The organism is Acinetobacter sp. UNC436CL71CviS28 (assembly GCF_000620525.1).
GTDB lineage: Bacteria > Pseudomonadota > Gammaproteobacteria > Pseudomonadales > Moraxellaceae > Acinetobacter > Acinetobacter radioresistens.
The window spans coordinates 41,183-53,657 of sequence record NZ_JIBB01000022.1 but is presented as its reverse complement, the minus strand read 5'-3'; the positions used below and the strand labels follow the sequence as shown (position 1 = coordinate 53,657).

Below are 12,475 nucleotides of genomic sequence, written 5' to 3'. Positions count from 1 at the left end.
ATTAGAGATTAGAGATTAGAGATTAGAGATTAGAGATTAGAGATTAGAGATTAGAGATTAGAGATTAGAGATTAGAGATTAGAGATTAGAGATTATGATTTATTTTTCTAAATTTCAAGCATAAAAAAACCGCTTGACGCGGATTCTTTAAATGGTCGGAGCAGTAGGATTCGAACCTACGACCCTCTGGTCCCAAACCAGATGCGCTACCAGGCTGCGCCATACTCCGAGTATGGGGTGAATGACGGGATTCGAACCCGCGACAACTGGAATCACAATCCAGGGCTCTACCAACTGAGCTACATCCACCATAACATCTTTGATTCTAAATACCAAGCTACCAAATGGCGCGCCTGACAGGATTCGAACCTGTGACCATCCGCTTAGAAGGCGGATGCTCTATCCAACTGAGCTACAGGCGCATGACCGATGATAAAAATATCATGCGATACTTCGCCGATTTAAATTGGTCGGAGCAGTAGGATTCGAACCTACGACCCTCTGGTCCCAAACCAGATGCGCTACCAGGCTGCGCCATACTCCGATTCATCTCAGCTTTTATTGTATCGCACTTTGTGCGGTACGGTGTGCATTCTAGGCGTGACGCATGGTCACGTCAACACCTATATTTAAAAAAATATTAAAAAACACCTCAAATGTATATTTATCAGGCACTTTAGACATTTTTTAATCATTTTCAACGCTTTAAGCTGGCACTAAAGGCTAACATACGGTCTAAAGGCAACTTTGCACGCTGCGCAAGTGCAAGGTCAACCTCTATTTTCTGGTCAGCTTTTTGTAAAACCTGCAAAATTCCATCGAGTTCATTCATAGCCATCCAAGGACAATGTGCACATGAACGGCAGGTTGCCCCTTCACCTGCTGTTGGTGCCTCAAGCAGGATCTTGTCAGGCACGACCTGTTGCATTTTATAGAAGATACCACGATCTGTTGCCACAATCAGATGGGTATGTGGCAAAGACCTTGCTGCCTGAATCAATTGTGATGTACTTCCTACTGCATCAGCCACCTCAATCACCGATTCAGGGGATTCAGGATGCACCAGAACGGCTGCATCTGGATAGAGAGCTTTCAAGGTGGCAATACCACGTGCGCGAAACTCTTCATGAACAATACAAGCCCCATCCCAGAGCAACATATTTGCACCGGTTTTCTTCTGGATATAACGACCAAGATGCTGATCAGGTGCCCAGATGATTTTCTCACCCAAGCTATCTAGATGCTCAATAATTTCAACTGCACAGCTTGAAGTCACTACCCAGTCAGCACGTGCTTTGACCGCAGCTGAAGTATTGGCATATACCACAACAGTATGGTCAGGGTGTTCATCGCAAAACCGCGTAAACGCATCTTCAGGGCAACCTAGATCCAGTGAACAGGTAGCTTCCAGTGTAGGCATGAGCACAGTTTTTTCTGGTGACAGAATTTTAGCTGTCTCACCCATAAATTTTACACCGGCTACTACCAAGGTAGAAGCAGCATGATCACGACCAAAACGTGCCATTTCCAGTGAATCGGATACGCAGCCGCCCGTCATTTCAGCCAGTTCCTGAACTTCAGGATCGCAATAATAATGTGCCACCAGTACAGCATCACGCTTGTTCAGTTCGGCCCTGATCTGTTCAAATTTATCCTGTTTCACTTGTTCAGTCAGGGAAGTACTTTTGGGTTCCCCTAAACGGTCCAAATGCGCCTGCACAATATTTTTTGCTTCATTGGCAATTAATGTCGCATCAGTCATAACCATGCCTTCTCTGTTTTTGCTGCTAGCCTTTTCGCTGGCATTTGATCCATCATCTCAACCATATTAAATATACAGTTGATAAAAACCTTTATTTTAGAAAAAAGCCCCCACATGGAGGGCTTTTTTTATTCATGATATTAAGAACGATAATCTGCATTAATCTTGACATAATCATAAGACAGATCGCAGGTATAAACCGTATCTTTCGCCTCGCCGCGACCTAAATCAACACGAATCGTAATTTCCTGTTGCGCCATCACTTCTGCTCCGGCTTCTTCGGTATAGTCAGCAGCAGCTCCGCCATCCTTACAAATCTGGACATCATCCAGCCAAACCTGAATTTTTTCTACCTCCAGGTTTTTAACACCTGCATAGCCAATCGCGGCCAGAATTCGTCCCCAGTTCGGATCAGATGCAAAGAAAGCCGTTTTTACCAAAGGTGAATGAGCAATACTATAGGCAACGTCACAACATTCTTGGGTATCTGCCCCGCCTTCGACCGCCACAGTCATAAACTTGGTTGCCCCTTCTCCATCACGAATGATGAGTTGGGCCAGCCGTTTCATGATGCGGGTTAAAACCTCAAGTACAGTTTGATAGCGCTCATCTTCCAGACTGGTAATTTCTGCTCCGCCAGCCTGACCGGTAGCCACCAAAATACATGAATCATTGGTTGATGTATCGCCATCAATAGTAATGCGGTTGAAGGACTGTTCCACAGTAGTTTTCAACAGATGCTGTACCAGCTCACAACTAATAGGTACATCAGTGGCAATAAACCCTAGCATAGTCGCCATGTTGGGCCGAATCATACCTGCACCTTTAGAAATACCAGTCATGCTGTAGGTAATGCCATCAAGTTCGAACTGTTCCGATGCACCTTTAGGTGTAGTATCGGTGGTCATTATTCCACTTGCTGCATCCAGCCACGCATCTGCTTTCAAACTATCAAGTGCAGGCTGCAAGCCTGTAAGTAAACGCTGCATTGGTAACTGCTCACCAATGACGCCTGTAGAAAAGGGCAGCACTTCAGATGTCTGAACCCCAGCTAATTCGGCAAGCTTGTTACAGGTCTCTAGCGCATTTTGCATCCCCAGCTTACCAGTACCGGCATTGGCATTACCTGTATTAATCACCAGGTAACGGGCATTACTTTTTAAAAGATGCGCTTTAGAGATATGCACTGGCGCAGCACAAAAAGCATTTTGGGTAAATACGCCCGCAACATTTGACCCTTCTGCAAATTCAAAAATAACCAGATCTCGTCGGTTCGGATAACGTATATATGCTTCAGTTGAACCAATTTTTACGCCTTGCACCACATGCATTTGTGGCATTGATACGTCACCCACAGTCATTTTTGAATTTCCAGTGATATGGTTATTGAAAACACAACAGCTTAGTGCAAATTTTTCTAAAAATCGAGAGACTCTAAATGAATTGGTGATTTTTATATTAAGCTTTATTAAATACATACAAAAAAGCCGAATAGAATCCGGCTTTTAATATGTGAATCATAAAATTAATTTGAAGCAAGAGCTGTTTCTGTACCTAGAAGTGACTGTTTGGCCTGTTCCTGACTGGCAGCCGATAATGCAGGATTTGACGCTACAATGCGGTTCACTGTAACGTTATTTACTGCTGCAATAGCCGCTGTTCTCAAAATAATCGGGCGTTCAGTAGCTTTCATGGTATAGCGAATACCAGTACGAGGGCTGATCAGGGTAATGGTATCATTTTTTAATTCAGCCTGAGCCGTAGCTGTTCCTTGGGCAGCTTGTACTTGCGCAGGGGTAGCTTGACTTAATTGACCCGTTTCGGCAAAAGCTAGAGCAGGTAAAGCGAGCGTAGCAGCCACTAAAAGGTTGAGTACTTTTTTCATATTTTTCCAGTTTTTCAACTCATCATGAGCAAGTAAATAACATTTAAATGCAGCATCTGCAATCGAATACATAATATGTAACACCTTGTAAAAAAGCAGAACCGAAGTTCTGCTTTAAGCTTAACGTGCTAATATTTAGATTTTACCATGACACTGTTTATACTTCAGGCCTGAACCACACGGACAAGGAGCATTACGACTTGCTGGCGGAGTAATATTCCCCTGAGCTGGACGTGAACGCTCTGGTACAGAAGAAGTCTCTTCATGAGTTACTTCACCTGTTAGGCCATCTACTTCATCATGAGCGAAGTTTAACTGCATAGATTCCGCTTGTGCCTGTTGTTGTGCTTCCATTTCTGCCAGCTCTTCAGCAGTCGGCACATGTACACGTGACAGATCTGTTACCACGTCAGCTTTAATGGTACCCAACATATTTACAAACAGGTTAAAGGCTTCTTTCTTGTATTCCTGTTCAGGGTTTTTCTGGGCATAGCCACGTAAGTGAATACCTTGTCGCAGATAATCCATTGCCGCAAGATGCTCTTTCCAGTGACGGTCTAGTGAACTGAGCAGGAAATGACGTTCTAGCATTGCTGCTGACTCAGTACCCATCTGTTCACGGCGGGCCCGGTAACGGTTAATGACTTCATCCGTAATTCGTGCAACCAAACCTTCTTCATCCAGTCGGCGGTCTTCTTCCAGCCATTGCTGAATTGGCAGATCAATTCCTAAATCTGTACGCAATGCATTTTCTAGACCATCAATATCCCACTGATCATGAATCGATTCAGGGGGTACAAAATTACCGATCAGTCCCTGCATGACATCGCGATGCATCTCTTCAATATAATCTTGCAGACTATTCTCTGCGAGAATATCGTCACGCTGAGAATAAATAATCTTACGCTGCTCATTGTTAACATCATCATATTTGAGCAGATTTTTACGAATATCAAAGTTACGTGCTTCTACCTTGCGCTGCGCATTTTCAATAGAGCGCGATACCATTTTATGCTCAATTGCTTCATCTTCCTGCAACCCCATAGCACGCATCATTGCCACTACACGGTCACCTGCAAAGATACGCATCAGATCATCTTCTAGTGACAGATAAAAACGTGACACGCCCGGGTCACCCTGACGTCCGGCACGACCACGCAGCTGGTTATCAATACGGCGTGATTCGTGACGCTCGGAACCAATAATATGCAGGCCGCCGGCATTTAGTACCATTTCATGGTACTGGTCCCACTCTGCTTTGAGCCGTATTTCATCTTCTGCTGTCGGGTTTTCAAGTTTTGCCAGTTTAGCTTTCCAGTTACCACCAAGCAAAATGTCTGTACCACGGCCTGCCATATTGGTAGCAATGGTAACAGCATTTGGTGAACCCGCCTGCGCAATGATATCTGCTTCACGCTCATGCTGCTTAGCGTTTAGAACTTCGTGATGAATACCTGCCTGCGTTAATTTCTCAGACAGAATTTCACTGGCTTCAATGGTAGCGGTACCAATCAGAATTGGTGCTACACCAGCTTCACGAATATTTCGGATCTCTCCGATAATGGCATTATATTTACCATTACGATTCAGATAGATTAAATCGTTGAGATCTTTACGGATCATTGGGCGGTGAGTTGGAATAATCACCACATCCAGTCCATAAATTTCTTTCATCTCCGCAGCTTCAGTATCAGCTGTACCGGTCATACCGGAAAGTTTTTGATACAGACGGAAATAGTTCTGGAAAGTCGTGGTTGCCAGTGTCTGGTTTTCCGGCTGAATCTCCAAACCTTCTTTAGCTTCTACTGCCTGATGCAGACCTTCTGACCAGCGGCGTCCCGGCATGGTACGGCCAGTATTTTCATCAACAATAATTACTTCACCATCATTGATGATGTAATGTACATTTCGCTGATACAGGTAATGTGCACGGATCGCAGCAGTAATATGATGTACCAGGTTCAGGTTTGCTGCGGAGTAAAGGCTTTCACCTTCTGCCAGCAAGCCCATCTGGATCAGTTCCTGCTCTACCGTTTCATAACCAATTTCAGTCATCTCTACTGAGCGCTGTTTTTCATCGATCCAAAAATGACCGCCATCGGCCACTTTTTCTTCTTTTTGTGGACGCAGTTTTGGTGGAATCGTATTAATTGCTGCATAAAGCTGTGACGAGTCTTCACTCTGACCAGAAATAATCAGTGGTGTACGTGCTTCATCAATCAGAATTGAGTCAACTTCATCGATAATGGCATACACCAGACCACGCTGTTTTTTCTCTTGCAGCGAGAACACCATGTTGTCACGCAGATAGTCAAAGCCAAACTCGTTGTTGGTTCCGTAAGTAATATCAGCTTTATAAGCTTCAGATTTCTCTACCGGATTCTGCATCGAATAGATGACACCAATCGACAAGCCGAGAAACTCGAATAAAGGACGGTTTAACTCAGCATCACGCTGCGCCAGATAGTCATTGACAGTAATAACATGCACGCCCTGACTGCTGATGGCATTAAGATAACATGCCAGTGTTCCCATCAGGGTCTTACCCTCACCGGTACGCATCTCGGCAATCTTGCCTTCATGCAGGGTAATACCACCGATCAGCTGCACATCATAATGACGCATGCCCATTACACGCTTTGCAGCTTCACGACAGACAGCAAAAGCCTCTGGCAGAAGGTTATCTAACGTTTCACCCTTATTATAACGTTGTTTGAATTCTTGGGTTTTTGCAGATAAGTCTGCATCATTTAAGGTAGATATGGTCGGCTCGAGCGCATTGATCTTCTCGACAATTTTCTGCATCCGCTTGAGTTCGCGCTCATTTTTTGTACCGAAGATACCTCCGATCAGACTTGCCAACATGTAATAGACTCTCTAAATCTTGCTTGTCAAATGGTAATTTTTTCTCAGTCGTTATTATGATGCCAGAATTTACAAGTACAAGGGCTTTGCACAAAACCTGTAAAAAAAATTGTTGAATGGCTTTCATATCGCTGCACGAAAATGCTGCTAATTTAGCAAACTTACAACAGTTTCACCTAGCACAGAAAAGAGTTTTCCATCAGAATTACTGATGAAAATTAAAATATTCATATACAAAATTTTCATAAGAAAATATGTAAACAGTGGTTCTCAATACTAAAGATCTGTTCCATATTATATAAAGACTATACTTACCAATCAGAATTAGAGGCAATAATCATGACATTACGCCTAGGCGATACCGCACCAAATTTCCAGCAGCAGTCTAGTGAAGGAATTATTGATTTTTATGAATTTCTTGGAGATAGCTGGGGAATTCTGTTTTCACATCCTGCCGACTATACTCCGGTCTGTACCACTGAACTGGGCTATACTGCAAAGCTTAAAGACGAGTTTGAACGCCGCGGAGTGAAAGCGATTGCTTTATCTGTAGATGATGTGGAATCACATAAAGGCTGGATCAATGACATTAATGAGACCCAGAACACTACAGTAAATTTTCCGATTATTGCAGATCAGGATCGCAAGGTTTCTGAACTTTATGGTTTCCTGCATCCGAATGCCAGTGAAACTACAACTGTCCGCTCTCTGGTCATTATCGATCCGAATAAAAAAGTACGTTTGATTATTACCTATCCTGCATCTACTGGTCGTAATTTTAATGAAATCCTGCGCGTTGTAGATTCATTACAACTTACCGACAATCACAAAGTCGCCACTCCAGCAAACTGGCAACAAGGTGAAGATGTTGTGATTGTTCCATCTCTTCAGGATGAAACCGAACTGAAAGAACGTTTTCCAAAGGGTTATAAGGCGGTTAAACCTTATCTACGCTTAACTCCACAACCTGATAAAGACTAAATTTAATCTGTTTATATTCTCTTAGGCCTATCTCTTGCAGATAGGCTTTTTTGTTATAAATGGCTACTCCATTTAAAGAAGAGCAGGATGATAGAAAACAGATACATTCTCACAGGTCTATGCAGCAGCATTTTGATACTTAATGGATGCATGACTGCTCCTGCGCTGCCTGACCATCAGCGACCTGAGCACTGGGGCAACCAGCTTTCAGCAGCACATAATTTTTATCAGGTCAGTTCATGGGTCTACCGTAGCGAACAGCCCAGTTCCGGTTTATTACCTTTATTAAAACAGAAAAATATCAAGACTGTAATTAATCTGCGTACACACGACCGGGATAGCGGTATTTTAGAGGGAGAGAATATTCAAGTCATACATCTGCCCATTCGCACCTGGGCAATGAACCGTGAACAGTTGCTGGGAATTATGCGATATCTAAAGCAAGCTCAACACTCTGGACAGAAGGTACTGATTCATTGCTATCACGGCTCAGACCGTACTGGTGCCAGTATTGCAATGTACCGTATTGTATTTGAAAACTGGAGCACAGAGCAGGCTTTACTTGAAATGAAGCATGGGGGTTATGGTTACCATGTTATCTGGAAGAATATAGAGAGACTTTTTAGTATAGAAAATATTCAATGGACCCGGCAACAGCTGCAGAGTCCAGAACAAAAATAATGATAGGATTAGCGTTTATCGAGTGGCACCCAGTCAATAACCCAAGCAGATTTCATATTCAGGCTGGCATCATTAACAATTTTTTTACGGGCTTCATCTGCCGTGTCCCGGTCTTTAGCCGGTCCGACCATAATCCGGATTCCCTTAGAAGTTGGGCTACGGGTAACTTTATAGCCTTTAGCACGTAATTTGGAGACAATGGCATCTGCATTAGCTTCATTAGCTGCCAAAGCCACCTGGACCATCCACTGCCGGTCATCATCTCCTTCCTCTAGTAATTTACGAGCTTTTTCAGCTTCGGCTTTTTTCTTGGCCTCTTCCTGAGATTTTTTCCTTTCAGCTTCAGCTTTTAAGTTTTTTTCCTCGGCAGCTTTTTTCTCTGCTGCTTTACGTTTTTGCTCTTCTTGGGCCTTTTTCTCTGCCGTCGCTTTGCGTTCTGCCTCAGCCTTTTGTTTGGCCTCTAGCTCACTGCGCTTTTTTTCAACCACCTGACGCTCAGCTTCCTGCTTGCGCTGAGCTTCCTTCTTCTGAGCTTCTGACTGCTGTGCGTTCAGAGTATTCTGTGGTTTATTTTGTGTATTAGGTGCTGATTTAGCTTTCTCATCAACCAGTTCAGGTGGAATATTATCTGAACTTTCCTGATTTCCATTACGCAAGGCATTTAACGTTGCATATTCCTCAGCAGCTTTTCTTGCAGCCTCTGCTTCGGCCTGTTGTTGCATTTGTAAAAATTCTGCAGCACGTGCTTCCTGTTCGGCAACTGCTCTCTCACGCGCGCGACGTTGCTCCTCAAGCAGACGCTTTTCAGTTTCGACATCTACAGCTAAAGGTTGTAGCTGAACCAGATCTTGGTTAGCAGGATTTTTACGTTGTTGTTGTACTTGTTCAGTTGGGGGAACCTGAACATGTTTTTGGTCAATCTCTTCTTTACCCTTTAAGAGTAATGCTGCCAATAAAACACCACCACCTAATAAAACAACGCCTCCCATCCAGCGCTGTTTGCTATTCATTGACATTCTTCCAGATACTCCCAAACCGCTTCTAAGGTATGAAACGAACCGCAAACCAAAATCAGCTGGTGCTGTTGAGCTTCGGCCACTGCCGAGTGAAATGCTTCTTGCACACTGCTGAACTGTTTAACTGTCTCTTCCTGTAATGCAAAGCCAAGCTGCTCCAAAGAAGCTGCACGCGGTACGGTTAACGGGGCAATATTCCAACTTAAAACAGCAGGTTTGAGTATATCCACCACGGTTTCAATATCTTTATCTGCCAACATTGAAAAGACAGTTATAATTTCCGTGTATTGTTTATTGTATTCCAGAAATTTTCGCAATTGCTTTAACAAAAATTCTACACCATGAGGATTATGTCCTGCATCTAAAATTATAGTGCGATCCTGCAATTTACGTATTTCAAAACGCCCCGACAGGCGAGCTTTTTGAATTCCCTGAGCAATAGCAGTTTGAGTAACATCAAGGCCACTCAGCAGAACTGCCGCAACAGCCAGCGCAATATTTTCCAGTGCCAGTGAGCCGACTGGCAATTTCACGGTCAGGCCCGATGAAGCAAAAAACCAGTACTGTCCATCTTCACTATATTTAAAGAAATAATCCCGATTAGCGGTATATAGCGTTGCCTGCGAACTTTCGGCTTTTGTCTGGATGGCTTGAGGCAGAGTCTGTAAACCACCAAATACTACAGGAATACCGGGACGGATAATCCCGGCCTTTTCATAGGCAATTTTTTCAATAGTATCACCTAACCAGTCAGTATGATCGAGTCCAATATTGGTAATGACAGCAATATCCGGATCAACCACATTAACCACATCGAGGCGTCCACCCAACCCGACTTCTAGTACCCAGACATCACATTGCTGCTGCTTAAAGATGACAAAAGCGGCCAGTGTAGTGGCTTCAAAAAAAGACAGGCTCAGTCCACATTCACGGCGGGCCTGATCTACAGCTACAAATGCATTGATCAGGGTCTGGTCATCAACTTCCTGACCAGCCAGTTTGACCCGTTCATTAAAACGGTAAATATGAGGAGATTGATATAAACCCACCTTATAACCCTGGGCATTGAGAATTGCGGCCAGAGTGGTGGTAGTTGATCCCTTGCCATTGGTACCAGCGACAGTAAATACCTTGGCAATAGGTTGGGTGACTTCCAGTTTTTCAGCAACAGGGATGACCCGTTCAAGACCTAAATCAATCCCTGTAACGTGAACATGGCTCCAATAATCGAGCCATGTGTTTAATGTATCGGTTGCATATGGAGCATTGTTCAAGGCAAGTTCATCAGTTTAGCTACAATGCGATATACAGTATCACGTAATGCATGACGGTGGACAATCTGATCGACTACACCATGATCAAGCAAGTATTCAGCACGTTGGAACGGCTCTTCAAGCTTTTCTCGAACAGTTTGCTCAATAACGCGTTTACCGGCAAAACCAATCATGGCTTTAGGCTCAGCAATATGTACATCGCCCAGCATAGCTAGAGATGCAGTAACACCACCATATACTGGATGAGTCAAGACCACAACATAAGGTAAACCGGCATCCTTAAGTCGCTGGATCGCTGCAGAAGTACGAGCCATCTGCATAAGAGACAACATCCCTTCTTGCATACGGGCACCACCTGAAGCTGCAAAACAGATCAGCGGCTGACGTTGTGCGATTGCTCGCTCAGCGGCCTGCACAAAGCGGTCGCCCACAACCGTACCCATGGAACCGCCCATAAAATCAAACTCAAAAGCACAAGCCACTAGCGGAAGATTTTTAAGCGTACCCTGCATGACAATCAGAGCTTCACTTTCACCGGTCTTATCCTGTGCTTCACGCATACGCTCCGGATAAGGACGACTGTCGACGAAATGTAATGGATCTTTAGCAGTAAATTCCTGGCCAAGTTCAGCTGTGACCTGATCCAGGAACCAAGTCAGGCGTTCGCGGGCTTTCATACGCAAATGTTCATCACATTGTGGACAAACATACGCATTAAAAGACATAGCCGTACGTGTAACCAGGGCATGACATTCCGGGCACTCAATAGTTGGCTCGGTAAAGGTGGCTTTTAAAGCCTGCTGTTCGTCAGGTACCTCAATACCCGGAACTGAACGTTCCGTCCATGGTGTTGGTGTACTAAGGATTTTCCCTGGTTTCACTTCTTGATTCATACTAATTCATCGAGCGCTGCTCGAAGCTCCTTGACTTTATTGACCGTTTGCTCAACGGCTTGTTCTGGGGCCAAAGTTGCAAAAGTTTTTACAAAAGCGCTTCCCACAATTACTGCATCTGCCACACTGCCCATTGCTTTTGCAGAAGCCGCATCGCTAATTCCAAAGCCTACTCCGACTGGAACATCGGTGGCTTTTTTGATTTTTTCGATACGTTCTGCAGCTGCAGTGACATCCAGACTGGCAGCTCCAGTTACACCTTTGAGCGAAACATAGTAAATAAAGCCACTAGCCTGTTTTACTACGTGCTGAATACGCTGGTCGGTTGAAGTCGGAGCAAGCAGGAAGATCTGATCCATCTCATGCTGTTTCAGGATCGTCACCAGACGATCAGATTCTTCAGGCGGCAAGTCGACTAGCAATATGCCATCTACACCACAAGCTTTGGCTGTTGAAACAAACTGCTCATAGCCAATTACTTCGACCGGATTCAGATAACCCATAAGTACGACCGGTGTTTCCTGATCTGTCTCACGGAATTCTTTTACCATATTCAGTGCATCTAGCGTATTGGTTCCGCCTGCCAGTGCCCGCTCTGCAGCCAAAGCAATGACTGGACCATCCGCCATTGGATCTGAAAATGGCAACCCAAGTTCAATCACGTCTACCCCTGCTTCCACCATACGATGTAACAGCGGGACTGTTACATGCGGTGCTGGATCACCAGCCATCACATAAGAAACCAAAGCTTTACGCTGTTGTGATTTAAGCTGCTCAAAACGGGTGGCTAAACGTGACATAGGGTTGTGCATTCCTTGAATCATTGAAAACTGAGAATTTGGTTTTGTAGAAATACAAGACGCTGCATTGTAACGCTATTTTTTACTCAATAGATAGAGCAAGCAAGCAGCGCATTGTGGCGATCTATTCCAGAACAACCCGAGGTCTACATTTATCAATATTTTCGTTTTTTTCTCAATGATCAAAGCTTCCTATTTTTGGGCTGTCTGAAATGAACTTAAATGAGTTAGACCTAATTTTTACAGCCTTTATTTTTTATATTTTGCAGTTTTCCTGCACGGTTGTTTAAATTTACTGAAATATTGAAACCTGCCTTA

10 protein-coding genes and 4 tRNA genes are annotated in these 12,475 nt (G+C 44.0%); 2 read left to right on the top strand and 12 right to left on the bottom strand.

Going from position 1 to position 12,475, the window contains the following annotated elements:
• Positions 1–152: 152 nt before the first annotated feature.
• The 8 genes from N518_RS0109670 to secA form a co-directional block, all read right to left on the bottom strand.
• Positions 153–229 (bottom strand) — tRNA-Pro (locus N518_RS0109670).
• Positions 230–233: 4 nt separating this feature from the next.
• Positions 234–309 (bottom strand) — tRNA-His (locus N518_RS0109665).
• Positions 310–345: 36 nt separating this feature from the next.
• A tRNA-Arg gene (locus tag N518_RS0109660) sits at positions 346–422 on the bottom strand.
• 45 nt (positions 423–467) lie between these two features.
• A tRNA-Pro gene (locus tag N518_RS0109655) sits at positions 468–544 on the bottom strand.
• Between the two features lie 153 nt (positions 545–697).
• Positions 698–1,762, bottom strand: coding sequence for a quinolinate synthase NadA (gene nadA, locus N518_RS0109650; protein ID WP_005021382.1), 1,065 nt, complete (start codon positions 1,760–1,762; stop codon positions 698–700).
• Between the two features lie 140 nt (positions 1,763–1,902).
• Complete coding sequence (gene argJ / locus N518_RS0109640) at positions 1,903–3,123, bottom strand: bifunctional glutamate N-acetyltransferase/amino-acid acetyltransferase ArgJ (protein WP_005021380.1); 1,221 nt, start codon at positions 3,121–3,123, stop codon at positions 1,903–1,905.
• Between the two features lie 164 nt (positions 3,124–3,287).
• A complete protein-coding gene (locus N518_RS0109635) occupies positions 3,288–3,647 on the bottom strand; it encodes a hypothetical protein (protein ID WP_026444185.1) in 360 nt (119 codons plus the stop codon).
• A 135-nt stretch (positions 3,648–3,782) separates the two neighbouring features.
• Positions 3,783–6,512: a preprotein translocase subunit SecA gene (secA, locus tag N518_RS0109630; RefSeq protein WP_005018545.1), complete on the bottom strand. Its 2,730-nt coding sequence runs from the start codon at positions 6,510–6,512 to the stop codon at positions 3,783–3,785.
• A 339-nt stretch (positions 6,513–6,851) separates the two neighbouring features.
• Here secA and N518_RS0109625 point away from each other — a divergent pair, with 339 nt between their 5' ends.
• The gene (locus tag N518_RS0109625; RefSeq protein WP_005018543.1) at positions 6,852–7,493 is read left to right on the top strand and encodes a peroxiredoxin; all 642 of its coding nucleotides are present in this window, start codon (positions 6,852–6,854) and stop codon (positions 7,491–7,493) included.
• 150 nt (positions 7,494–7,643) lie between these two features.
• A complete protein-coding gene (locus tag N518_RS0109620) occupies positions 7,644–8,174 on the top strand; it encodes a dual specificity protein phosphatase family protein (protein WP_005021377.1) in 531 nt (176 codons plus the stop codon).
• 8 nt (positions 8,175–8,182) lie between these two features.
• On the opposite strand, the gene N518_RS0109615 is transcribed toward N518_RS0109620, so the two are convergent.
• Genes N518_RS0109615 through trpA form a run of 4 tightly spaced genes read right to left on the bottom strand, consistent with a single transcriptional unit; the run spans position 8,183 to position 12,157 of the window.
• Positions 8,183–9,190, bottom strand: a complete 1,008-nt coding sequence (locus N518_RS0109615; protein WP_171076399.1) for an SPOR domain-containing protein — start codon at positions 9,188–9,190, stop codon at positions 8,183–8,185.
• The gene (gene folC / locus N518_RS0109610; protein ID WP_005018524.1) at positions 9,181–10,464 is read right to left on the bottom strand and encodes a bifunctional tetrahydrofolate synthase/dihydrofolate synthase; all 1,284 of its coding nucleotides are present in this window, start codon (positions 10,462–10,464) and stop codon (positions 9,181–9,183) included. The genes N518_RS0109615 and folC overlap by 10 nt, the downstream gene beginning before the upstream one ends.
• Positions 10,461–11,357, bottom strand: a complete 897-nt coding sequence (accD, locus tag N518_RS0109605; RefSeq protein ID WP_005018522.1) for an acetyl-CoA carboxylase, carboxyltransferase subunit beta — start codon at positions 11,355–11,357, stop codon at positions 10,461–10,463. The genes folC and accD overlap by 4 nt, the downstream gene beginning before the upstream one ends.
• Positions 11,354–12,157 (bottom strand): tryptophan synthase subunit alpha, encoded by an 804-nt coding sequence (gene trpA, locus N518_RS0109600; RefSeq protein ID WP_005021373.1) that lies wholly within the window; start codon positions 12,155–12,157, stop codon positions 11,354–11,356. Before trpA ends, accD begins: the two co-directional genes overlap by 4 nt.
• Positions 12,158–12,475: the final 318 nt, after the last annotated feature.

Coding starts and splice junctions, on each gene's coding strand:
- trpA (WP_005021373.1), bottom strand. CDS start 12,157: ATGTCACGTTTAGCCACCCGTTTTGAGCAGCTTAAATCACAACAGCGT.
- nadA (WP_005021382.1), bottom strand. CDS start 1,762: ATGACTGATGCGACATTAATTGCCAATGAAGCAAAAAATATTGTGCAG.
- accD (WP_005018522.1), bottom strand. CDS start 11,357: ATGAATCAAGAAGTGAAACCAGGGAAAATCCTTAGTACACCAACACCA.
- N518_RS0109625 (WP_005018543.1), top strand. CDS start 6,852: ATGACATTACGCCTAGGCGATACCGCACCAAATTTCCAGCAGCAGTCT.
- N518_RS0109620 (WP_005021377.1), top strand. CDS start 7,644: ATGACTGCTCCTGCGCTGCCTGACCATCAGCGACCTGAGCACTGGGGC.
- N518_RS0109615 (WP_171076399.1), bottom strand. CDS start 9,190: ATGTCAATGAATAGCAAACAGCGCTGGATGGGAGGCGTTGTTTTATTA.
- N518_RS0109635 (WP_026444185.1), bottom strand. CDS start 3,647: ATGAAAAAAGTACTCAACCTTTTAGTGGCTGCTACGCTCGCTTTACCT.
- argJ (WP_005021380.1), bottom strand. CDS start 3,123: ATGACTGTGGGTGACGTATCAATGCCACAAATGCATGTGGTGCAAGGC.
- secA (WP_005018545.1), bottom strand. CDS start 6,512: ATGTTGGCAAGTCTGATCGGAGGTATCTTCGGTACAAAAAATGAGCGC.